The following is a 22,178-nucleotide window of genomic DNA, read 5'->3' as shown; positions in this document are numbered from 1 at the left end:
TTGATCGGATCGAGACGGGGTACGGACACGGCGTCACCAGACATCCCCCGCACCGCCCCCAGGAGGAGAGATGAGCCCGTCCGACGACCGGTCGCAGGAGCCCTGGACCGACCCGCAGACCCACCTCGACACCGACCCCGTCAACGCCGAGCCGACGCCCGAAGGTGACGAGCCCGACGAGGACGACGAGGACGGGTCGTGACCTCCCTCTGGCTCGACCGCGCCGCCCCGGTCGCCGACGACCCGCTGCCCGGCTCCGGGGAGGCGCTCGACGCGCTCGTCGTCGGCGCCGGCCTCACCGGCCTGACGACCGCCCTCCTGCTCGCGCGCGCGGGCCTGCGCGTCGCGTGCGTCGAGGCCCGCCACGTCGGCGCGGTCACCACGGGCCGGACCACCGGCAAGGTCTCCCTGCTCCAGGGCACCCACCTCTCGCGGATCCGCCGCCACCAGTCCGAGGACGTCGCGGCGGCCTACGTCGACGCCAACCGCGAGGGGATGGAGTGGTTGCTGCGGTTCTGCGACGACCACGGCGTCCCCGTCCAGCGCCGCACCGCGGTGACGTACGCCGCCGACGAGCAGGAGCGTTCGTCGGTCGAGCAGGAGCACCAGGCCGCCGCCGCGCTCGGCCTGGACGTCGCGTGGCGCGACACCCTCGACGTGCCGTTCCCGCACGTGGCGGCGACGACGCTCGCCGACCAGGCCCAGCTCGACGCCATGGACGTCCTCGGCGCGCTCGCCGAGCAGCTGCGCACACACGGCGGGACCCTGCACCAGGGCCACCGCGTGCGCTCGGTCTCGAAGGGCGGCCGGCCGACCGTCCGCCTCGAGGGCGGCGAGACCCTGACCGCCGAGCACCTCGTGCTCGCCACCGGCACCCCGATCCTCGACCGCGGCCTGCACTTCGCCCGGCTCGAGCCGCAGCGCTCCTACGTGCTCGCCCTCGACGGCGCCGGACCGATGGAGGGCATGTACCTGTCCGCCGGCTCCGACGCCCGGTCGGTGCGCGACGCCCCCGGCGGGACGCTCGTCGTCGGCGGCGCGGGCCACGTCGTCGGTCGTACGGACTCCCACCTCGCCCACCTCGAGGCGCTGCGGGCGTGGGCGGCGAAGTGGTACCCCGCCACCACCGAGACCCACCACTGGTCGGCCCAGGACTACAGCAGCCCCGACGGGGTGCCGTACGTCGGGCCGCTCCGGCGGGGCGGCGACCGCATCCACGTCGCCACCGGCTACGAGAAGTGGGGCATGACCAACGCTGTCGTGGCCGCCCGCGCCATCTCCTCCGACATCCTCGGCGAGATGCCGTCGTGGGCGCAGACCCTCAGCGGGCGGTCCCCGTCGCCGTCGAACGCCGCCGAGATCGCCCGGATCAACCTCGGGGTCGGCGCTGCCGTCGTCACCGGCGCAGTCCGCACCGCCCGCGAGCGGCTGCCGGGCACCGCCGGCCCGGCCCAGGCCGGCGCGTGCGGCGTGGTCGGTGTCTGCACCCACCTCGGCGGGCTGCTGAAGTGGAACGACGCCGAGGACACGTGGGACTGCCCCCTGCACGGGTCGCGCTTCTCCCGCGACGGTGCCGTCCTCGAGGGGCCGGCGACCCGGCCGCTGCTGAAGCGCCCGGGCGCCGCTGCAGGAGCCGAGGACCGGGTGGAGTGATGCCGCAGGTCCGCCGCGTGCTGCTCGCAGCCGCCCTCCTGCTCCTGGCGGGATGCGCAGCCGTGGTCCCCGACGACTTCCCGGCCGACCCCGACGGCACCCTCGACCGGGTGCGCAGCGAGGGCGTCCTCCGGGCCGGGGCCTCACCGCGGCCGGGCTGGGTCGACGTGGCCGACGACCCGCCGACGGGCCGCGAGCCGCGTCTGGTCTCCGGCTTCGCCGACCACCTCGGCGCCGAGGTCGAGTGGACCGTCGCCGGCGAGGAGGAGCTGGTGCGGCTGTTCGAGGCCGGCGAGATCGACCTGGCGGTCGGCGGCTTCACCGACACCAACGCGTGGGTCGACAAGGTGGGCCTGACCCGGCCCTACACCGAGGCGCACGTGATGATGGTGCCGATGGGCGAGAACGCCCTGCAGTCCGAGCTCGAGCGCTGGCTCGACACCCAGCCCACCGCCGGCGGTCGACCGTGAGCCGCGCGGGTTCCGGCCACTGGTTCGGGCACGCCGAGCTGCCACCGCCGCAGGCCGAGGCACTGCACCGGGCCAGGCGCCTCGAGGTCGTCACGCTCCTCTACATGCTCACCTGCGTCGCCGTGGTCTTCGCGACGGCCGGCAGCTCGCAGGCGATGAAGACGGCCTGGGTGGAGGACTCGCTGGCGCTCGTGCCACCGCTGGCCTTCCTAATCGCCGTACGCCTCGGTCGACGTCGTCCCACGGCCGACCACCCCTACGGCTTCCACCGCGCCACCGGCGTCGGACACCTCACCGCGGCCATCGCGCTGCTGACGGTCGGCCTGCTGCTGGCCGTGGAGTCCGCGATGGGGCTGCTGCGCGCCGAGCACCCGCCGATCGGCACCGTCCGGCTGCTCGGCCACACCTTCTGGGCCGGCTGGCTGATGGTGGCGGCGATGGTCTACACCGGCATCGGCCCGTTCATCCTGGGCCGGATGAAGCTGCCGCTCGCCGAGCAGCTCCACGACAAGGTCCTCTACGCCGACGCCGACATGCAGAAGGCCGACTGGATGACCGCAGCCGGCACCATCGCCGGCGTCCTCGGCATCGGCCTCGGGCTGTGGTGGGCCGACTCCGGCGCGGCGCTGCTCATCTCGCTCTCGATCGTGCGCGACGGCTGGACCAACCTGCACTACTCGACCACGGCGCTGATGGACGAGCGCGCGCGGACGTACGACGACGCGCGCCCGCACCCGCTCACCGACCGGGTCGACGAGGTGCTGTCCCGCCTCTCCTGGGTCGACGACAGCCGCAGCCGCGTGCGCGACCAGGGCCACGTCTTCCACGTCGAGTCGTTCGTGCGGCCCGTCTCCGGCCGGACCCCGACCCTCGAGCAGCTCGAGGCGGCGGCCGACGTGCTGCGGGAGCTGGACTGGAAGGTCCATGACGTCGTCGTGGTGCCCGTGCGCGACCTGCCCGAGACGATCCCGGACCCGCGTTGACGGCCGGCGTCGATCAGTAGGCGATGCTCGACTCCCGGCGCTGCCGGGTGGTCAGCAGGCGGGCGGCCATGAAGCCGCCGACGGCGCCGAAGAGGTGTCCCTGCCACGAGACCCCCGGCTGCCCGGGCAGCACGCCGAGCAGCGCGCCGCTGTAGAGCAGGAAGACCGCGACCCCGATCAGGATCTCGGTGGTGCGGCGGTTGAGGAAGCCGCGCACGATCAGGTAGACGATCCAGCCGAAGATCAGCACGGACGCGCCCGCGTGGGTGCTGCCCGGCTGGGCGAAGAGCCACACGCCGAGCCCGCCGACGACCCAGATGATCGCGGTGGCGGCGAGGCCGCGGGCGATGCCGGTGGCGAGGGTGAGGAAGCCCAGCACGAGCACGGGCACGGTGTTGCTGACCAGGTGGTCGAAGCCGAAGTGCAGGGTCGGGGCGAAGGCGACGCCGGCCAGCCCGTCCTCGCTGCGGGGCTGGACGCCGTACGCGTCGAGCGGGTTGCCCGTTGCGGCGTCGAAGATCTCGAGCACCCACAGCAGCGCGACGAACCCGCCGGTGATGAGCGCAGCCCCCTTCCAGGCGGGCTCGCGGGCCGTGGTCTGCATGCCCTTCATCGTGACATCCCGCGTGAAACCCCGATATCTGATGACGCTGTGAACGGAATCGGGCCGCTGATCCGTACGCGACGTCCTCAGACATCTAGCGTGGAGCGACCTCGGGCGGGAAGCCGCCGGTCGAGACGGTGCCCCAGCGGGTGGGCGTGATGCGGAGCAGCGACTTGTCCTGGTCGACCATCGCCTGCCGGTACTCCGCCCAGTCGGAGTGCTCACCGGCGATGGAGCGGAAGTACTCCACGAACGCGTCGAGCGCCTCCTCCCCAGCACTGGCGTCGAGCACCTCGCACGTCCCGTCGACCTGCACCCACGCGTCGTCCCACTCGTCGGAGAGCACGACCACCGAGACGCCGGGCCGCTTCCGCGCGTTGCTCGTCTTGGCGCGCTGCGGGTAGGTCGCGATGACGATGCGACCGCTGTCGTCGACGCCGCCGCTCACCGGCGATGCCTGCGGGGTGCCGTCCGCGCGCTCGGTGATCAGCAGCATGCGGTGGCGCGGGCGTACGAACTCCAGCAGCTCGTCGAGACCGACCTCGGTGTTCGTCGCGATGTTCGGAGCCATGCGTCGAGGTTAGCCCGCGACGACCGGCTCTCCCCCGACCCACACCCGCTCGACCCGGGCAGCGCCCACCTCGTCGGGCGCGTCGAACGGGTCGCGGTCGAGCAGGACTAGGTCCGCGACCGCGCCGGGCTTGACCATCCCGGCGTCGTCGCGGTGGCAGACCCACGCCGACCCGGAGGTGTACGCCGCCAGCGCGACCTCGAGGGACAGGGCCTGATCGGGGAGGAACGGCTCGCTCCCAGCAGGCCCGGACTCCCCGTAGGCCATGCGGTGGACGGCGACGTGGATCGCCTCGAGCGGGTCGGGGGTGCTGACCGGCCAGTCGCTGCCAGCGACGAGGCGCGCGCCGGCCCGGTGCAGGTCGCCGAAGGGATACTGCCGCGCCGCCCGCTCCGCGCCGAGGAACGGGATGGTGAGGTCGACCATCTGGTCGTCGTAGCAGGCCCACAGCGCCTGGATGTTGGCCGCCACCTGCAGCTCGGCGAACCGCGGCACGTCCGACGGGTGCACCAGCTGCAGGTGTGCGATCTGGTGGCGGCGCAGCGGTTCGGTGCCCTGGAGCGCGTCGAGCGCCTCGCGCACGCCGCGGTCGCCGAGCCCGTGGACGTGGACCTGGAAGCCGGCCGCATCGAGGGCGCCGACGATCCCGCGCAGCGCGGCGGGGTCGACGAAGGAGAGGCCCGCGTTGGTGGTCGCGTGGCCGCACCGGTCCAGGTAGGGCTCGACGAGCGCGGCCGTCCCGTTCTCGGCCACCCCGTCCTGCATGATCTTGACCGAGGTCGCGGCGAAACGCCCGCGGGAGTACGCCGCCCGCTTCTCAACCAGCTCGGCCACCTGCTCCAGGCCGCGCTCGCGCTCCCACCACAGCGCCCCGACCACGGTGGCCACGAGGTCGCCCGACGTGGCCGCGCGCAGGTAGGTCGGTCCGGTGTCCTGCATGCCGGCGTACGCGCCAACGATGGCGTCCTGCCAGCCGGTGATGCCGAAGGAGAGCAGGTGGCGCTGCCCCTCCATCAGTCCCGCGTGGAGCTCCTCGGCCGTCGCCGCGGGGAGCACCGCGAGGGCGCGGTCCATCGCCCCCTCGTGCAGCACGCCGGTCGGCTCGCCCGAGGCGTCACGCTCGACGCGGCCGTCCGCCGGGTCCGGGGTGTCGCGGGTGATGCCGGCGACCTCCAGGGCACGGCTGTTGACCCACATGCCGTGGTGGTCGCGGTTCACCAGCGCCGCCGGACGGTCGGCGACGACGGTGTCGAGCTCAGCCGCGGTCGGGAGCCCGCCGGGGAACGCCGCCATCGCCCAGCCGCCGCCCTGCACCCAGTCGAGGTCGGGACGCGAGGCGGCGTACGACGCCACGTGCGCGAGGTAGGCGGCGCGGTCGACCGGCAGGTCGCTGAGGTCGCAGGTCAGGCGCTCGAGCCCGCCCTGCACCGGGTGGACGTGCGCGTCGGTGAAGCCGGGCAGGAGCAGGGCCCCGCCGCAGTCGACGACCTCGGCGCCGGGCCTGCGCAGCGAGCCACCGACCGCCGCCACCCGTCCGTCGCGCACCAGCACGTCGCCGACGTCGCCGAGGTGGCGGAAGCCGTTGAAGACGCGAGCGCCGGTGAGGACGAGATCGGTCATCGACCGAGGCTGCGCTCGTGGAGCGCGCGGATGCGGTCGTCGTACGGCGGCACGGGTCCGTGGACGCGCACGCCCGGCGCCACGTCGGTGACCGGGAGCGGGGCGACGGGCGCGGCGGGCAGCCCCCACTCTGCGCGCCACCTCGAGAGCTGCGCGGACGAGGCGGCGTACACCACGGGCCCGAGCCCGACCCACGCGTGGGCGGCGGCGCACATCGGGCAGTGCTCGCCGGAGGTGTAGACGACGTGGTCCGCGCGCTCCTCCGGAGCCACGTGGGCAGCTGCCCACTGCGCCAGCTCGAGCTCGGGGTGCGCCGTCGGGTCGGCGCGCGACACCTCCTCGTTGTGCCCGGTCCGCAGGACGGTCCCGCCCGGGTCGACCAGCACCGAGCCGAAGGCGGAGTTGCCCGCCTCCCACGCCTGCTCGGCCAGGCGCAGGCACAGGTCGAGGTGGTCGGCCGCGCCGGGGAGGTCGGGCAGGCCGGGGAGGTGGGGCTGGTTGGTCTGGTCGGGTGGCATGGGCCCAATGTGGTCGATCCGGTGACGGGCCGACAAGGACCGTCCGTACCCCTTGGGGCGGTCTCCCGCGTGTCAGCGCCTGCCTACTGTCGAGGCATGACCACCGTCAGCCGCACCTTCGACGTCCGCCCCCAGCCCTCCGTCGTCATCGACTACCTCAAGGACTTCGGCCACGCCGAGGAGTGGGACCCCGGCACCGAGTCGTGCACCCGCCAGGACTCCGGCCCGGTCCAGGTGGGCTCGACGTGGCACAACGTCTCGAAGATCGCCGGCGTGAGCACCGAGCTGACCTACACGCTGCAGCAGCTGACCGACGACACGATCGTGCTGGTGGGGCACAACGACACGGCGCGGTCGATCGACACCATCACGGTCGTGCCGAGCCCCGACGGTCCGGGCAGCCGCATCACCTACGAGGCCGTCATCGAGCTCAAGGGTGCAGCGAAGATCGCCGACCCGGTCATGAAGATCGTCTTCGAGAAGATCGGGAGCGACACCGAGGACGACATGACGACTGTCCTCAACCGCCTGCCCGCCTGACCCGCGGCGGCGTAGTCTCGTCGCACACGAGCGGAGGCGCCCATGGCCAAGAGCGACGGCACGCACGGCGAGCCGGGTGCCCGTCCGCCCCGCGACGACCGTTACAACGCTGCAGGACGCCTGCGCGGGTCGGTCTACGACGTCGAGATGGAGCGGCTGCAGGAGCAGCTGGTGCTGCTGCAGTACTGGATCCAGTCGCAGGGCCTCAAGGTCCTGGTGATCTTCGAGGGGCGTGGCTCGGCGGGCAAGGGCGGGGTGATCAAGCGGATCACCGAGCGCACCAGCCCACGCACCGTGCGGATCGCCGCGCTCCCCAAGCCGACCGAGCGCGAGCGCAGCCAGTGGTACTTCCAGCGCTACGCCGAGCACCTGCCCGCCGCCGGCGAGATGGTCCTGTTCGACCGCAGCTGGTACAACCGCTCGAACGTCGAGTGGGTGATGGGCTTCTGCACCGAGGAGCAGCACCAGGAGTTCCTGCGCAGCTGCCCGGAGTTCGAGCGGATGCTGGTCCGCTCGGGGACCGTGGTCCTGAAGTACTGGTTCTCCGTGAGCGCCGAGGAGCAGGAGCGCCGCTTCGAGGCCCGCAACGCCGAGCCCCTCAAGCGGTGGAAGCTCTCGGACATGGACCTGGCAGAGCGCGAGCTCTACATCCGCTACTCGATGGCGAAGGACACCACCTTCCAGTACACCGACATCAAGCAGGCGCCCTGGTATGTCGTCCCGTCGGACGACAAGCGCGCTGCACGCCTCAACTGCATCAGCCACCTGCTCTCGCAGTTCGACTACGAGGACGTCGCGCCCGACCCGGTCGTGCTCCCGGAGGTGAAGGACATCCCCTACGTCCGCACGCCGATGCACGAGCAGACCTTCGTGCCGCAGCTGTTCTGAGCCACTCGGACGCCATGGAGGTCGAGCTCGCCGAGGTCCGCGACTTCCTGGCCGACCACGCGCCGTTCGAGCTCCTGCCCGCCGCCGAGCTCTCGGCGCTGCCCCGGCGGTGCACGATCCGCTACGCCAGGCGCGGCAGCGTCGTGCTCGAGGTGGGCGACCGCGGCGACGGGCTGTACCTCGTCCGCTCGGGCGCCGTGGAGGTGCGCGACGAGACCGGCGAGCTGGTGGACCGGGTCGGCACCGGCGAGGCCTTCGGGATGAGCTCGCTCCTGGAGCACCGGCCCACGCGCTACCGCTGCACCGCGGTCGAGGACACCCTGCTGCTGGTCCTCGAGCCGTCGGCGTTCGAGGAGCTGACGCACGCCCATCCCGACGTCGCGACCTTCTACGCCACCACCCACCACGCGCGCCTCTCCCGCGCCATCGGCAACCTGCAGCGCGCGACGTCCGGCAGCACCGCGCTCGGCACCCGCGTCGGTGACCTCGTCACGCGCGAGCCGGTGACGACCACGCCGACCGCGTCGGTGCGCGACGCCGCAGCGGCCATGGCCGACGCCGGCGTCTCCTGCATCCTCGTCGTCGAGCACCTCGCCCTCGTCGGCATCGTGACCGACCGCGACCTGCGCAACCGCGTGCTCGCCGCTGACCTCCCGCCCGACCGCCCGGTGCGGTCGGTGATGACTCCCGACCCGGTGATCCTCTCTGCCGACGCCCTCGCCTTCGAGGCGCTGCTGGAGATGGTGAGCCGCGACATCCACCACCTCCCCGTCGTCGACGACACCGGTCGCCCGGCCGGACTGGTCACCACCACCGACCTCGTGCGCCTGGAGAACGCCAACCCCGTCTACCTCGCGGCAGCGATCGGGGGCCAGACGTCGCTGGCCGACGTCGTGGCGGAGGCCCCGGGCATCCACGCCGTGCTCGGGCAGCTCGTCGAGCGCGACGTCAGCGCCGCCGACATCTCGCGCGTGGCGACCGCGCTCGGCGACGCCGTACGACGGCGCGTGGTGGCGCTGGTCGAGGAGGAGCTGGTCGCGGAAGGCCTGGGGCCGGCGCCGGTGCCGTACAGCTGGGTCGTGCTCGGGTCGGCAGCGCGGGACGAGGAGGGGTTCACCGCCGACCAGGACCACGCGATCGTGCTGGGCGCGGAGCCCGACGCAACCGGCGCCGCCTGGTTCGCCGCGCTGGCTGACCGGGTCACGGTCGTGCTCGAGCAGTGCGGCTGGCCGCGCTGCCCCGGGGACGTGATGGCCACGAACCCCCAGTGGCGACTGACCGTCCCGCAGTGGCGCGCGCTCCTCGCCGACTGGTCACGCGAACCCCGGCCGGACGCCGTCCTGCACACGGCGGTCTTCCACGACATGCGCCACCTCGCCGGCGACCGGGAGCTCACCGAGCAGGTGCACCTGGCCTCCGTCTCGACGGCGTCCCCGCGCCTGCTCGGCCACCTGTCGCGCCAGGCCCTCTCGATGCGACCCCCGCTCGGCTTCTTCCGCGGCTTCGTGCTCGAGCGGCACGGCGAGCACCGCGACACCCTCGACATCAAGCGCCCGATCTCCGCGGTCGTCCAGCTCGCGCGCATCCACGCGCTGAGGTCCGGGTCACCGGCGCTGTCGACGCGCCGACGACTCGCTGCCGCGGCGACGGCGGGCACGATCGACCGCGACACGGCGACCGAGCTGACCGACGCCCTCGAGCTGATGTCGTACCTGCGGCTGCACCACCAGGCGGCGCAGGCGCGGTCGGGCCTCACGCCCGACAACTTCCTCCGGCCTGCCGACCTCACCCAGCGGCAGCGGCGCCACCTGCGCGACGCCTTCGAGATCGTGCGGTCCGCGCAGCAGAGCCTGTCGAGCCACCTGCCGCCGGGGTTCGAGTGAGGGCGCGCCTCTCCCTCCTCCGTCGCCCCCGGCGTCCCGACCACTACCCGCCGGGTCCGCTGCGGGACCTCGCCGCGGCGCCACCACCACCCCCGACGACCCCGGTGTCGCAGCTCGAGCTCCTCGCGCTCGACCTCGAGACGACCGGCCTCGACCCGCGCACCGACCACGTCCTGTCGCTCGGGTGGGTGCCCGTCGTGCGTGGGCAGGTGCTGCTCGCCGAGGCGCACGAGCACCGGGTCCGCCCGCCCGAGGGCGTGGAGGTCGGTTCATCGGCGACCCTCCACCGGTTGACCGACGACGCACTCGCCGACGCCGCGCCGCTGACCGAGGTGCTCCCGCTGCTGCTGGACGCCCTGCGGGGTCGGGTGCTGCTCGCGCACCACGCCGCGCTCGAGGTGGACTTCGTCGGTGCCGCGACGGCGACGGCGTACGACGCCCGTCCGCCGCTGACCGTGGTCGACACCCTGGCCGTCGAGCACCGCCTCCGCGCCGACGTCAACGGCGAGGTCCACGGCTCGCTGCGCCTCGACGCGGCTCGCCGCGCCCACGGCCTGCCCGGCTATGCCGCCCACCACGCCCTCACCGACGCCCTCGCGGCCGCCGAGCTGCTGCTCGCGCAGGTCGCGGACCTCGAGCGGCGGCTCGGTCGCGAGGTGCTGCTGAGGGACCTGCGGCCGCGGCGATCGGGATAGCGCACGACCGACCTGCCGACCGTTCACCCGCGGGGGTGGAGGACCGCCCCTGCCTACCCCGTCGGCCCCGGATCATTCGGATCCCAAGGGTGTTTTGTGGTGGTCCGGCGCCCGGCAACGTGGAGGACTCACACCGAACGAAAGGACACCCCCCGTGGACATCGGTGACAGCTTCCAGCGGACGACCGACGGCATCTTCGACTTCCTGCCGAACCTCGTCGGCTTCCTCCTCATCCTCCTTGTCGGCTACCTCATCTCCAAGGTGGTCGCCGGCATCGTGCGCAAGGTCCTCGACAAGGTCCACCTCGACCGGCGCCTCCACGAGAGCTCCGCCAACCGGTACGTCGACGCGGTGCTCCCCGGAGCGTCACCGGCCGCGGGCATCGCCCGGGTCGTGTTCTGGCTGATCTTCATCTTCTTCATCACCGCGGCGATCGGCGCGCTCGGCATCCCGGCCGCGACCAACTTCATGAACCAGGTCCTGGCCTACCTGCCCAACGTGATCGTGGCGATCCTCATCTTCATCGTCGCCGCGCTCCTGTCCGGCGCCGTGGCCGGCGCGGTGGTGCGCTTCATGGGCGACACCCCGACCGGCAAGGTCGTCGGCACGGTGGCCCCGGCCATCATCATGACGATCGCGCTCTTCATGATCCTCGAGCAGCTCCAGATCGCTCCCGAGATCGTGCGGATCGCCTTCACCGCCATCATGTTCGCCCTCGCCCTCGGTCTCGCCCTGGCCTTCGGCCTGGGTGGTCGCGACCTCGCCGCCGACCTGCTCCGTCAGGCGAAGGACAAGGGTGGCCAGGCCGCCGACCGGGCCAAGCACGACGCCCACGTCGGTGCCGACCGGGCCCGCGACGAGATGGGTGGCCGTCGCGACGACGCGCTCGGCAGCTATGACACGCCCTCCAACTACCCGACCAGCGTGGACCCGGAGGCGACCCAGCACATGCCGCCTCCCGCCCGCTGACGCACGCTCCCGGAGACGGCCCCCACCCTCGGGTGGGGGCCGTCTCGTCGTGGGATGCCTGCGGTCAGACCGCAGGCAGGAGCACGTCGGCGATCGCGCGCGCCTCCCCCAGCGGGTCGGCGGGTTCGCCGCGCAGCAGGCTGGCGAGCGCCCCGCTGTAGACCACGAGGAGCCGGGCGACCATCACGTCCGGGTCGGGCACGCCCGCCTCCTCGACGAGCACGCGCAGCCGCGACACCAGGGCGGCGGTGTCCGCGTCGACCAGCCGGAGGACGGGGTCCGCACCGGCACCGCCCGGACGCTCCGAGGCAGTCGCGAGGAAGCAGCACCACTGGGTCGTGCCCGACACGCGCCGGAACTCCACCAGCGCGTCGAAGAGGGCCAGCACCCGTTCCCGCGGCGTCGGGGCGGCCTCGATCGCCGCCTCCCACTGCGCCGTCCACGCCGCGAGCCGGCGCTCGAGGACCGCTTCGAGCAACCCGTCCTTGCTGCCGACGTGCTGGTAGAGCGTGGCGATCGCGACCCCCGCGTCGGCGGCGACCCGGTCGACGCCGGTCACGCCGATGCCGTCGCCGAAGAAGAGCCGCTCGGCGCTGTCGAGGATGCGTTCGCGGGTCTCGGTCCTGGCCACGCAGGAAGCATAACGTCCGTTATGGTAGAACGATCGTTATGGTCTCGACGACAGCACCCGACGTCCGCGCGCCCGCCCGGAGCGTCGCGGTGGCGCTGGCCGGCACCCTGCTCATCGCCTCGACCTACGGCATGGCGCGCTTCGGCGTCGGCCTCTTCGCCCCGCGTCTGGTCGCCGAACGCCCGGACCTGGAGCCGGTCGTCGGGTGGGCGGCCGCGGCCCAGTTCGTCTCGTACGCGGTGGCAGCGACCATCGCGGCGCGGGTCTCGGACCGCCGGCCTCGCGCTCTCGTGCTGGCCGCAGGGACCACGGCCGCGCTCGGCTGCCTCGGGGTCGCCACGACCGCGTCCCCGACCTGGTTCGTCGTGCTCGTGCTCGTGGGTGGCGCGGGCGCCGGGCTGGCCTCGCCCGCGTTGGTACGCGTCGTCGACGCGGTCACCCCGCCCCGCTCGGCCGCGACCGCCCAGGCCCTGGTCAACACCGGGACGGCGGTCGGCGTCGTCGTCGCCGGCGTGCTCGCACTGGCGGTGCCGTCCACCACCGTCGCCTGGTGGACCATGGCGGCGATCAACGCCCTTGCCGCCGCTGCCGTGCTCCTCCTCGCGGGGGGCCGCAGCGGGCGCGACGGTACGGCGACCGCGACGGCCAGCGGGTCGTCGTACGACTGGAGGCCGTTGGCGACGCCGGCCGTGGCAGCGGTGGTCGCCGGCGCGGGCTCGGCGCTCGTGTGGTCCTACGGTCCGCTCATCGCCACCGGGTCGGGGCAGGTCGCCGACAGCAGGGTCGGGCTGCTGTGGATCGTGCTCGGGATCGGCGGGCTCGCGGGCCCGCTGACCGGACGGCTGGTCGCGGGCCGCGGCCTGGCCGGGGCGTGGAGCTGGTCCGTCGGTGCGGTCGCCCTCGCCTCCGTCGCGCTCGCCGCGGCCGTGGACCTGGGCCTCGCGTGGCCGGCGTACGTCGCGATGGCGTGCTTCGGCGCCGGCTACATGTGCCTGTCGGGCGTGCTGATCCTGTGGGCCAGGGACGTGTGGCCCGAGGCGGCCGGTCGCGGGACGTCGGTGCTCTTCGTCGCGCTCGCGGTGGGCCAGGCGGTCGGCGCGGTCGGCTTCGATGCGTGGCGCGACGTCGCCGGCGGAGCAGGAGCGGCGGCCACCGCCGCCCTGCTCTGCCTCGCCGGCGCGGTGGTGGTCAGGCGTCGCTGACGTCGATCAGCACCTTGCCGACCGCCCCGTCCTCGACGGCCGCGTGGGCCTCGGCCGTCCGCTCGAGCGGGTAGTGGTGCACCGGCAGACCGCGCTCCTCGCCGACGCCGAACGCGCCGTCGGCGACCGCGGCCGCGACGTCGTCGGCCGCCGCGCGCAGCGCAGCCTCCCCGACCGTGTAGAGCAGCACCCACTGGAAGCGGGCGTTGGTCGAGAACGTCTCGCGGACGCTCAGGGTCACCTCGTCGCCACCGTTGTTGGCGTAGATCGCGATCGTGCCGCGCGGCTTGATCACGCGCAGGTCGAGCCGGAGGTTCTGCGCGGGCGCCACCTCGACGACGATGTCGACGCCGTCGGGCGCCAGGCCGCGGACGGCGTCGGCGGTGTCACCGTCGCGGTAGTTCACGGTGTGGTGGGCGCCGGCGGCGGTCGCGAGCCGCGCCTTGTCGTCGCTGCTCACCGTGGCGATCACGGTCGCGCCCGCCCACCGCGCGAGCTGGATCGCGGCGTTGCCGACCGCGCCCGCGCCGCCGGCGACGAGGACCGTCCGACCGGACAGCGCGCCCGGGGCGAGCCGGTCGGGGCCGTCCTCGGAGGTGGTCAGGGCCCGGTGGGCGGTGATCGCGGGGACGCCGAGCGAGGCGCCGACGTCGTACGACGCCCCCTCGGGCAGCGCGGTCAGGCGGGCCACCGGCAGCACGACCAGCTCCTGGGCGGTGCCGCCGGGGCGCTGGTGCTGCGCCAGCATCGTCCAGACCCGGTCGCCCACGGCGAAGCCCTCGACGTCGGGGCCGACTGCGTCGACGATGCCGGCGCCGTCCTGGCCGGGAACGACCTCGGGGAACGCGAGCTCGCCCATGCCGCCGGCGCGGAACTTCCAGTCGGTCGGGTTGACGCCGGCCCGGACGATCCGCACCCGGACCTCGCCCGGCCCCGGGTCGGCCGCCTCGCGCTCGACCAGCTCGAGGACCGAGCTGTCGCCTGTCTCGGTGTAGACCACGGCACGCATCGCGCCTCTCCTTCGTCGGGGACGTCTTCGTGGGGCCCAACACGCGGGTGCGGCGGGCTATGCCCCGGCGCTCAGGTCGTCGCGAAGCGCCACTCGAGCACGGCGGCGTACGTCTCCCCCGGGCGCAGGACCGCCGAGGGCCACTCGGAGTGGTGGGGCGAGTCGGGGAACAGCTGCGGCTCGAGCGCGACGCCGTCGCCCTGGCGGTAGCGGGCGCCGCTGGTCGAGCGGCGGGTGCCGTCGAGGAAGTTGCCGGTGTAGACCTGCAGGCCGGGTTGGTCGCTCCACAGCTCGACGCCGGTGCGCGTCCTCGGCGAGGCGAGCGCGGCGGCCCGGCGCAGGCCGTCGCCCCGTACGACGTAGTTGTGGTCGATGCCGCGCGCGTCGACGACCTGCGGGTGCTCGGCGCGGATCGCCGGGCCGATGGGGGTCGAGGTGCGGAAGTCGAAGGGCGTGCCGTCGACCGGGGCGTGGCCGCCGGCCGGGATGCCGGTGGCGTCGACCGGCGTGAACTCCTCGGCCTCCACGAGCAGCTCGTGGTCGTCGACGGTGCCGGACCCCTCGCCGTCGAGGTTGAAGTAGGCGTGGTTGGTCAGGTTGACCACCGTCGGGGCGTCGGTCGTCGCCTGCATGGTGACCCGCACGACGTCGCCGTCGATGTCGTACGTGACGCGGGCGGTGACCTCGCCGGGGAAGCCCTGGTCGCCGTCAGGACTCACCAGCGACAGCACGACCCGGTCGGGGTCGTGCGACTCGACGTCCCAGAGGCGTACGTCGAACCCGTCGGGGCCGCCGTGCAGGCTGTTGCCCCGGTCGTGCGTGCGCACCTCGACGTCCCGGCCATCCAAGGTGAACCGGCCCCCGGCGATGCGGTTGGCGTAGCGCCCGATGGTGCCCCCGATGTAGGTGTCGGCCGCCAGCCGCTCCCCCACGTCGGGATGGCCGAGGACGACGTTGCGCCGTTCGCCGTCCCCACAGGTGACGACCAGGCTGTGCACCGTCGCGCCCAGCGTGAGCACCTCCACGACGGGGCCCGGCTCGGCGCCGATCGTCAGCAGGCGGACCTCACGTCCGTCGGGCATCCGGCCGAAGGTGGTCTCGCGCGTCGCGTCGTGGGTCACGGGCTCATCCTCCGGCATCACGCCCGCGAGGCCCCCGCGGGCTCCGTGGACGCTGAGAGACTGTGGCGGTGTCGGAGGACAGAGCCACAGAGATCGCCGCGAACCGGAGGCTCTGGGCAATCGTGAACGAGCGCTACACCGACGCCGCGGCCGAGAGCATGTGGCGGCGGGCGGAGATGATGTGGGGCCTGTTCGCCGTGCCCGAGGCGCAGCTGGGCGTCCTTGGCGACGTCCGCGGCCTGGACGTCCTGGACCTGGCTTGCGGGACCGGTTACGTCTCCGCCTGGCTCGCACGCGCAGGTGCCCGCCCGGTCGCGCTGGACTTCTCCGGTGAGCAGCTCGCCACGGCACGGAACCTCCAGGCCCGGCTCGGTCCCGACTTCCCGCTGATCCAGGGGGACGCGGAGCGGGTGCCGCTGGCAGACGGACGGTTCGACCTCATCGTGAGCGAGCACGGAGCGGCCGCCTGGTGCGATCCGGAGCGCTGGTTGCCCGAGGCCGCCCGGCTGCTGCGACCCGGCGGCCGGTTGGCCTTCCTCACCAACAGCAACCTGTCGACGCTGTGCGTTCCGGCCGAGGGCGGCGTGGCCCAGGACCAGCTGCTGCGCGGCCAGCGCGAGGTCCATCGGGTTCAGTGGCCGGGCGGCGGGTTCGAGTTCCATCCGTCGCACGGCGAGTGGGTCAGGCAGCTGCGCCGTTCCGGCTTCGTGATCGAGGCTCTGCACGAGCTGTACGCGCCGGCCGACGGCCTCGACCATCCCTTCTACGAGATCGTGTCCCCGGGGTGGGCGACGGCGTGGCCGGCGGAGGAGCTGTGGGTGGCGGTCCTCGACCAACCGCACAGGTAGAAGCCTCCCTTGCGGACGTCGAGGACGACGAGGTCCCGCCCTCCAGTCGCAGTCGCCTCCGGCTGCCGACGAAGCGTCTGCGAGGCAGGAGCGGGACCCACGATGCCGCTGTCGTCGAGCCATGCTGCACACATGCCGAAGTTCGCGTCGGTCGCGGTTCTTCACCCGCGGCTCCATCGTGCCGGTTGGGGAACCATCGGCAGGCGCACGGGACGACTGGGCCTGCCGTTCGTTCCCCACCGCGGCGCCCGAGCCCACCAGGGCCCGCCAGACGGAGAACTGCGGCCGTACGACGCATTCCGGGCCGTGGCACCGTCGCGCGGCCGCGGTTCTTCACCCGCGCGCGGACGACCGGGCGTCCCGCGCCACCTCACCAGCGCGCGTGGACCTGCTCCCGGATCCGCCGGTCGTAGAGGTCGGCCACACCGTGCCGGAACGCGGTGGGCAGCTCCCCGACCAGACCGGCGGCCGCGTTGGCCTGCGCCTGCCCGACGTTGCGCGCACCCGGGATGACGGTCGAGACGCCGGACTGCTGCCAGATCCACGCGATCGCGGCCTGGGCGGGGGTGACGTCGAGCCCGGAGGACCGGACGAGCGCGGAGAACTCCTGCGCCGCCTCGACGCCGGTCGCGTAGTCGACGCCGGAGAAGGTCTCGCCGACGTCGAAGGCGCTGCCGTCGCGGTTGTAGGTGCGGTGGTCGTCCTCGGCGAACGTCGTGTCGAGGTCGTACTTCCCCGACAGCAGGCCGGAGGCCAGCGGCACCCGGGCGATGATCCCGACGCCGGCAGCCTCAGCCGCGGGGAGCACCTCGTCGAGCGGCTTCATCCGGAAGGCGTTGAGGATGATCTGCACGCTGGCGACGCCCGGCCGGGCGATCGCGCTGAGCGCCTGCGCTGCGGTCTCGACGCTGACGCCGTACGCCGCGATGACGCCCTCCTCGACGAGGCGGTCGAGGACGTCGTACGTCGCGTCGTCGTCGATGACCTCGCTCGGCGGGCAGTGCAGCTGCACGAGGTCGATCGTGTCGACCCCGAGGTTCTTCCGCGACCGGTCGAGCCAGGAGCGGAAGTGGGGCTCGACGTAGTTCGCCGGCACCTGGTCCATCCGCCGGCCCATCTTGGTCGCCACGGTGAACCCGGCGCCCGGGTGCGACGCGACGAAGCGGCCCACGAGCTGCTCGCTGCGTCCGTCGCCGTAGACGTCGGCGGTGTCGAAGAAGGTGACACCCGACTCGGCCGACGCCTCCAGCACGGCCGTCGCGTCGGCCTCGCTGACGTCGCCCCAGTCAGCGCCGAGCTGCCAGGTGCCGAGGCCGACGACCGAGACCTCGCGGCCGGTCCTTCCAAGCGTGCGGTGTTCCATGGCGTCAGTCCTACAGGTGCCCGACAAGGCGGATGACAGCGGCACCGGACCGCGCGACGGGACCATACTCGGACCCATGGCTGTCATCGAGCTCCACGACGTCGTCAAGACCTTCGGCGCCACCCGCGCGCTCGACCACCTCGACCTCACGGTCGAGCAGGGCGAGGTGCACGGCTTCCTCGGACCCAATGGCGCCGGGAAGTCCACCGCCATCCGCGTCCTCCTCGGGCTGTTGCGGACCGACTCCGGTGTCGCCTCGATGCTGGGCGGCGACCCGTGGCGCGACGCCGCCACCCTGCACCGGCGGCTCGCCTACGTGCCGGGCGACGTCTCGCTGTGGCCCAACCTGAGCGGCGGCGAGGTGATCGACGTACTGGCCCGGATGCGCGGCGGGCTCGACGAGGCACGACGCCAGCAGATGCTCGAGCGCTTCGACCTCGACCCGACGAAGAAGGCCCGCACCTACTCCAAGGGCAACCGACAGAAGGTGGCGCTGGTCGCGGCGCTCGCCAGCCGGGCCGACCTCTACCTGCTCGACGAGCCGACGTCGGGGCTCGACCCGCTGATGGAGGCCGAGTTCCAGGAGGCCGTCCTCGAGCTCAAGGACGAGGGCGCCACCATCCTGCTCAGCTCCCACATCCTCGCCGAGGCCGAGGCGCTCTCCGACCGGATCAGCATCATCCGCGCCGGGCGCGTGGTGCAGTCCGGGACGCTCGCCGAGCTGCGCCACCTGACCCGCACCACCGTCATCGCCGAGACCGACCGACCCGCCACGCAGCTGGCGAGCGTGCCCGGCGTCCACGAGCCCGAGTTGCACGGCAACCGGGTCACCTTCGACGTCGACTCCGACCACCTCGACGAGGCGGTCCGCGCGCTCTCCGGCCTCGGCGTACGCTCCCTCGCCGCGCACCCGCCCACGCTGGAGGAGCTGTTCCTGCGCCAGTACGGCGACGAGGTGACCGCATGAGGACCACCCCAGCCACCAGCTCGGTGACCGGCGTCGGCCACCTGCTGCGCCTGATCCTGCGCCGCGACCGGGTGCGGCTGCCGCTGTGGCTGGTCGGGCTCGGCGGGTCGATCGTCGCGAGCGCACTCGCCGTCCCCCCGCTGTACGACACCCCCGAGAAGGTCGCGGGCTACGCCCGGACCGTCGGCGCCAGCCCGGTGAGCTACCTGATGTCGGGCCGCCAGGTCGGCCTCGACACCCTCGGCGGCATCGTGGCCAACGAGATCTCGCAGGTCGCCCAGCTCGGTGTCTGCCTGATGGTCGTGTTCCTCGTGGTGCGCCACACCCGCGCCGAGGAGGAGTCCGGGCGGGCCGAGCTGCTCCGTTCGACCGTCCTGGGCCGCCACGCCGCCACCCTCGCCGGACTGGTGTACGGCGTCACGGCTGCGCTGCTCCTCGGCGCCATCACGTCGATCTCGATGCTGGCAGCGGGCCTGCCTGCGGGCGGCAGCCTCACGTACGGCGTCGGACTGGCGCTGCTCGGGGTGGCGTACACGGCGATCACCCTGGTCGCGGTCCAGATCTCCACCTCGGCCCGCGGGGCGCTCGGCCTGGCCGGGGCCGCCGTCGCCGTCGGCTACCTGGTGCGAGGCATCGGTGCGATGCAGGACAACGCCCTCGTCTGGCTGTCCCCGTTCGGGTGGGCGCAGGGCATGAACGCGTTCGGGGACGAGCGCTGGTGGCCCGCTCTGATCCTCCTCGTGTTCACCGCGCTCCTGCTGTGGCTGGCCGCGCGGCTGATGGCGCACCGCGACTTCGGCGGCGGGCTCATCGCGACCCGTCCCGGCCCCGCGCGGGCGGGCCGGCTGCTCGACACCCCGTTCGGCCTCGCGACCCGGCTCCAGCGCGGCCTGCTGGTCGGGTGGGCCGTCGGGCTGTTCCTGCTGGGCGTGCTCTACGGCGCCGTGATCCCCACCGTCCCCGACCTCATCGAGTCCAACCCCGAGATGGCCGACGTCGTCGGCGCCTCGGGCCAGGCCGCCGAGGACGCGCTCGTCGACGCCTTCCTCGGCTACATCTACCTCTTCATGGCCGTCATCGCGTGCGGCTTCGTCGTCGCGTCGGTGCTGCGCCTGCGGGCCGAGGAGGAGGCCGGCCGCGCGGAGGTCGTCCTCGCGACACCGGTCAGCAGGACGTCCTGGATGGCCGCGACCACCACCCTCGCGCTCGTCGCCGCCGTCGCGCTGACCGTGCTCATGGGGCTCGGGCTCGCTGTCGGCTACGGCATCGGCAGCGGCGAGTGGGACCAGGTCCTCACCCAGGTCGCGGGCCAGCTGGCCTACCTCCCCGGCACGCTCGTCGTGGGCGCCCTCGCCGCGGCGCTGTACGGCCTGCTGCCCCGTGGGACCGGGATCGCCTGGGCCGCGGTCGCGCTCATCGCCCTGCAGGTCGTGCTCGGCCAGCTCCTCGGGCTCCCCGACGCCGTCCAGGCCATCTCGCCGTTCTGGCACCTGGCCGCAGTCCCCGTCGACGACTTCGAGATCGTGCCCTACGCCACGCTGGTCCTGATCGCGGGCGCACTCGTCGCGGCCGGACTCTGGGGCTACCGGCGACGGGACGCCGTCGCCGGCTGAGCTCTCATCGCCCGGTCAGTCCTTGCGGTCGCCCTTTGCCTGCTCGTCGTCCTGCTTCGGGGCGTCCTCCTCGAGCTGGTGGTACTGCTCCGCGCTCAGGTAGCGCCGCATCGCAGACTCGATCGCCGCCGCGGAGGACCCGCGGGACGACCCAGCGGTCTCCCTGGCCTCGCGGGCAGCGCGCATCGACTCCGCCTTCGACATGTCGTTCATGTCGTCACCTCCTCCATCTCCCAGCACACCGCCGGCAGGGACAGGTGACCAGTGCCGTTGTGCCTGCTGAGCGGGGACCTTCGGGGACGCAGGCCCCCTACGCCTCGTAGTGGGGAAGGATCCGGCCGTCCCGGACGAAGGTGAGCGCGGCATCGACGTCGTAGGCGTGCACGGCCGACACGTGTGCCGCCAGGCCGGCCGTGAGGTCGGCGACGGCGGGTGCGCTGAAGAAGGTCGAGCGGGCCGCCTCGTCAGGGAAGCCCAGGCTGACCGACGCGTGCAGGTGCTGGCCGGCGGGGTTGTCGTGCGCCACGTCGGGTGTGTCCCACAGCTTCTTGCTCCACGGGAGGAAGGTCTGCGTCCGCAGCTCGGTCAGCGGGCCGGTGGCGGCCAGGGCCGGGATGAAGTCGCGCTTGAAGAACCGCCGGAAGGCGCGTCCCGGGACGCCGGGGCGTCGGCGGAGGTAGATCATGGCGCGTGCGCCGCTCGCACCACCGCCGGCGGGCGCGACGTCGTACCAGCGGGACGAGCCCGGCGGACCGGCGTAGAGCAGGGTGCGCCGGAAGACGTTGACCTCGTCCTGGTAGGCCAGCTTGGTCTGCGTGCGCCCCAGGACGGGCGACACGGCGGAGCGGAACGTCACCTCGGCGACCCCGTCGATCCTGCGGTCGGGCGGGATCTCCGTCTCGACCCCGTCGATGGCCGGCCACCGTCCGGGGTTCACCGCGGCCAGGTGGATCTGTCGGTACTCCAGCAGACCCTTGGTCGCCGCGATGATGCTCGAGTGCGGCCCCTTCCAGTAGTCCATGCCGGTCTGGCGGGACTGGTCGTCGCGCACCCAGAGCAGGATGGAGGAGCTGAAGTGCCTCTCTGCGCCCATGATGACCTCCTCGTCCCTGCCGTGGTCGCCTAGGCCGCGAGGAACGCTGCGGCGATCGGCGCGAACTCGACGTGGTGCTGGAAGATCCCCCCGTGCCCGGAGTTCGGGTAGATGATCAGCTCCGAGCCCGTGATCCGGCGGTGCAGGTCCTGGGACAGGATCGAGGGGACCATCCGGTCGTTGTCGCCGTTGGCGATCAGGGTCGGCTGGGTGATGACCGCGAGGTCGTCGGGTGCACCGCGCCCCCACGTCTTGATCGCGGAGAGCTGCGTCTGGAACCCCCTGAGCGCCATCGGCGCGTCCCGGTCGACGGTCCGCTCGTGGAGGCGCTCCACGAACGCCTTGCCGGCCGCCTTGCCCGCCGGGTCGCGGTTGAAGAAGAGGAACTCCTTGGGGTCCGAGCGGGTCAGGGTGGCTCGCAGGATGTCGTAGTAGGTCGTGCGCGCGACCTTGTCCATGTCCTTGCCGCCCTTGGGACCGGTGCCGGTCAGGACTAGCCTGCGCACGAGGCCGGGGTCCTTGACGATGAGCGCCTGGGCGATCATGCCGCCCATCGAGAAGGAGAAGACGTCGATCGTGTCGTGCCCCAGCGCCCGGATGAAGGTGAGGGCGTCGTCGGCCATCGCCTCGATGGTGGGGGGCACCGTGCCGGACGAGGCCCCGACGCCGCGGTTGTCGAAGGTGATCACGTGCCGGTGGGCGGCGATGGCGTCCACGATCCGCGGGTCCCAGTTGTCCAGCGTCGCGGCCAGGTGCACGAAGAAGACGACCGGCACACCACCGGTCGGCCCGAGCTCGCGATAGGCGAAGGTGACGCCGCCTGCCGTGAGCTGACGCGTGGGGGCATCGCGGTAGGCCGTGACGACGGGGTCGGACGCATCGCTGGTCATCGGGAACTCGCTTGTCTGCCGATCGTAATATTACGATCGTCATACT

Annotated in this window: 24 protein-coding genes; 13 read left to right on the top strand and 11 right to left on the bottom strand. The window is 73.1% G+C overall.

The annotated features are described in order from the left end of the window. The first annotated feature begins 70 nt into the window (after nt 1-70). From Q1B24_RS13055 to Q1B24_RS13040, 4 genes are read left to right on the top strand one after another with little or no spacing between them, the layout of a single operon-like run. Nucleotides 71-202: a hypothetical protein gene (locus Q1B24_RS13055; protein ID WP_299929143.1), complete on the top strand. Its 132-nt coding sequence runs from the start codon at nt 71-73 to the stop codon at nt 200-202. After that, nucleotides 199-1,653 carry an FAD-dependent oxidoreductase gene (locus Q1B24_RS13050; RefSeq protein WP_299929141.1) on the top strand — a complete coding sequence of 485 codons (1,455 nt, stop codon included), beginning with the start codon at nt 199-201 and terminating at the stop codon, nt 1,651-1,653. Before Q1B24_RS13055 ends, Q1B24_RS13050 begins: the two co-directional genes overlap by 4 nt. Beyond that, nucleotides 1,653-2,123, top strand: a complete 471-nt coding sequence (locus Q1B24_RS13045) for a transporter substrate-binding domain-containing protein (RefSeq protein WP_299929138.1) — start codon at nt 1,653-1,655, stop codon at nt 2,121-2,123. The genes Q1B24_RS13050 and Q1B24_RS13045 overlap by 1 nt, the downstream gene beginning before the upstream one ends. Then, nucleotides 2,120-3,106: a cation transporter gene (locus Q1B24_RS13040; protein ID WP_299929135.1), complete on the top strand. Its 987-nt coding sequence runs from the start codon at nt 2,120-2,122 to the stop codon at nt 3,104-3,106. Before Q1B24_RS13045 ends, Q1B24_RS13040 begins: the two co-directional genes overlap by 4 nt. Nucleotides 3,107-3,119: 13 nt before the next feature. Here Q1B24_RS13040 and Q1B24_RS13035 read toward each other — a convergent pair whose 3' ends face one another. The 4 genes from Q1B24_RS13035 to Q1B24_RS13020 form a co-directional block, all read right to left on the bottom strand. Further along, complete coding sequence (locus Q1B24_RS13035) at nt 3,120-3,710, bottom strand: rhomboid family intramembrane serine protease (RefSeq protein WP_299929131.1); 591 nt, start codon at nt 3,708-3,710, stop codon at nt 3,120-3,122. Between the two features lie 94 nt (nt 3,711-3,804). Continuing rightward, the gene (locus Q1B24_RS13030) at nt 3,805-4,281 is read right to left on the bottom strand and encodes a PPOX class F420-dependent oxidoreductase (protein ID WP_299929128.1); all 477 of its coding nucleotides are present in this window, start codon (nt 4,279-4,281) and stop codon (nt 3,805-3,807) included. Between the two features lie 9 nt (nt 4,282-4,290). Next, nucleotides 4,291-5,901 carry an amidohydrolase gene (locus tag Q1B24_RS13025; RefSeq protein ID WP_299929125.1) on the bottom strand — a complete coding sequence of 537 codons (1,611 nt, stop codon included), beginning with the start codon at nt 5,899-5,901 and terminating at the stop codon, nt 4,291-4,293. Beyond that, the gene (locus Q1B24_RS13020; protein ID WP_299929122.1) at nt 5,898-6,419 is read right to left on the bottom strand and encodes a nucleoside deaminase; all 522 of its coding nucleotides are present in this window, start codon (nt 6,417-6,419) and stop codon (nt 5,898-5,900) included. Before Q1B24_RS13020 ends, Q1B24_RS13025 begins: the two co-directional genes overlap by 4 nt. A gap of 96 nt (nt 6,420-6,515) precedes the next feature. Here Q1B24_RS13020 and Q1B24_RS13015 point away from each other — a divergent pair, with 96 nt between their 5' ends. From Q1B24_RS13015 to Q1B24_RS12995, 5 genes are all read left to right on the top strand, one after another. Next, nucleotides 6,516-6,959: an SRPBCC family protein gene (locus tag Q1B24_RS13015; protein WP_299929119.1), complete on the top strand. Its 444-nt coding sequence runs from the start codon at nt 6,516-6,518 to the stop codon at nt 6,957-6,959. A 42-nt stretch (nt 6,960-7,001) separates the two neighbouring features. Further along, a complete protein-coding gene (gene ppk2 / locus Q1B24_RS13010; protein ID WP_299929117.1) occupies nt 7,002-7,847 on the top strand; it encodes a polyphosphate kinase 2 in 846 nt (281 codons plus the stop codon). A gap of 14 nt (nt 7,848-7,861) precedes the next feature. Beyond that, nucleotides 7,862-9,730, top strand: coding sequence for a putative nucleotidyltransferase substrate binding domain-containing protein (locus tag Q1B24_RS13005; protein ID WP_299929114.1), 1,869 nt, complete (start codon nt 7,862-7,864; stop codon nt 9,728-9,730). A gap of 104 nt (nt 9,731-9,834) precedes the next feature. Further along, nucleotides 9,835-10,425 (top strand): 3'-5' exonuclease, encoded by a 591-nt coding sequence (locus Q1B24_RS13000; RefSeq protein WP_299929111.1) that lies wholly within the window; start codon nt 9,835-9,837, stop codon nt 10,423-10,425. A gap of 154 nt (nt 10,426-10,579) precedes the next feature. Then, nucleotides 10,580-11,395: a hypothetical protein gene (locus tag Q1B24_RS12995; RefSeq protein WP_299929108.1), complete on the top strand. Its 816-nt coding sequence runs from the start codon at nt 10,580-10,582 to the stop codon at nt 11,393-11,395. Between the two features lie 64 nt (nt 11,396-11,459). Here the strand turns inward: Q1B24_RS12995 and Q1B24_RS12990 are convergent, their stop codons facing one another. Beyond that, on the bottom strand, nt 11,460-12,026 hold the full coding sequence (locus tag Q1B24_RS12990) for a TetR/AcrR family transcriptional regulator (RefSeq protein ID WP_299929105.1): 567 nt from the start codon (nt 12,024-12,026) through the stop codon (nt 11,460-11,462). 38 nt (nt 12,027-12,064) lie between these two features. Between Q1B24_RS12990 and Q1B24_RS12985 the strand changes: the two genes are divergently transcribed. Further along, a complete protein-coding gene (locus tag Q1B24_RS12985) occupies nt 12,065-13,228 on the top strand; it encodes an MFS transporter (protein ID WP_299929102.1) in 1,164 nt (387 codons plus the stop codon). Here Q1B24_RS12985 and Q1B24_RS12980 read toward each other — a convergent pair. Both Q1B24_RS12980 and Q1B24_RS12975 read right to left on the bottom strand, forming a co-directional pair. Further along, nucleotides 13,215-14,237, bottom strand: coding sequence for an NADPH:quinone reductase (locus Q1B24_RS12980; protein WP_299929099.1), 1,023 nt, complete (start codon nt 14,235-14,237; stop codon nt 13,215-13,217). The genes Q1B24_RS12985 and Q1B24_RS12980 overlap by 14 nt on opposite strands. Nucleotides 14,238-14,308: 71 nt before the next feature. Beyond that, nucleotides 14,309-15,358, bottom strand: coding sequence for an aldose epimerase family protein (locus tag Q1B24_RS12975; RefSeq protein WP_299929096.1), 1,050 nt, complete (start codon nt 15,356-15,358; stop codon nt 14,309-14,311). A 122-nt stretch (nt 15,359-15,480) separates the two neighbouring features. Here Q1B24_RS12975 and Q1B24_RS12970 point away from each other — a divergent pair, with 122 nt between their 5' ends. After that, nucleotides 15,481-16,206 (top strand): class I SAM-dependent methyltransferase, encoded by a 726-nt coding sequence (locus Q1B24_RS12970; protein ID WP_299929093.1) that lies wholly within the window; start codon nt 15,481-15,483, stop codon nt 16,204-16,206. 370 nt (nt 16,207-16,576) lie between these two features. Here the strand turns inward: Q1B24_RS12970 and Q1B24_RS12965 are convergent, their stop codons facing one another. Further along, complete coding sequence (locus Q1B24_RS12965; RefSeq protein ID WP_299929090.1) at nt 16,577-17,569, bottom strand: aldo/keto reductase; 993 nt, start codon at nt 17,567-17,569, stop codon at nt 16,577-16,579. A 76-nt stretch (nt 17,570-17,645) separates the two neighbouring features. Here Q1B24_RS12965 and Q1B24_RS12960 point away from each other — a divergent pair, with 76 nt between their 5' ends. Then, nucleotides 17,646-18,536, top strand: coding sequence for an ABC transporter ATP-binding protein (locus Q1B24_RS12960; RefSeq protein ID WP_299929087.1), 891 nt, complete (start codon nt 17,646-17,648; stop codon nt 18,534-18,536). Continuing rightward, entirely contained in the window at nt 18,533-20,149 is a 1,617-nt protein-coding gene (locus Q1B24_RS12955; RefSeq protein ID WP_299929083.1) for a polyketide antibiotic transporter, read from the top strand. The genes Q1B24_RS12960 and Q1B24_RS12955 overlap by 4 nt, the downstream gene beginning before the upstream one ends. Before the next feature lie 15 nt (nt 20,150-20,164). Here the strand turns inward: Q1B24_RS12955 and Q1B24_RS12950 are convergent, their stop codons facing one another. The 3 genes from Q1B24_RS12950 to Q1B24_RS12940 form a co-directional block, all read right to left on the bottom strand. Beyond that, nucleotides 20,165-20,362: a hypothetical protein gene (locus Q1B24_RS12950; RefSeq protein ID WP_299929078.1), complete on the bottom strand. Its 198-nt coding sequence runs from the start codon at nt 20,360-20,362 to the stop codon at nt 20,165-20,167. 97 nt (nt 20,363-20,459) lie between these two features. Next, complete coding sequence (locus tag Q1B24_RS12945) at nt 20,460-21,242, bottom strand: hypothetical protein (protein ID WP_299929075.1); 783 nt, start codon at nt 21,240-21,242, stop codon at nt 20,460-20,462. Between the two features lie 29 nt (nt 21,243-21,271). Continuing rightward, nucleotides 21,272-22,132 (bottom strand): alpha/beta hydrolase, encoded by an 861-nt coding sequence (locus Q1B24_RS12940; RefSeq protein WP_299929072.1) that lies wholly within the window; start codon nt 22,130-22,132, stop codon nt 21,272-21,274. Nucleotides 22,133-22,178: the final 46 nt, after the last annotated feature.

It is taken from the genome of uncultured Nocardioides sp. (genome assembly GCF_947488025.1).
Taxonomy (GTDB): Bacteria; Actinomycetota; Actinomycetes; order Propionibacteriales; family Nocardioidaceae; genus Nocardioides.
This window is presented reverse-complemented; position numbering and strand designations above follow the sequence as displayed.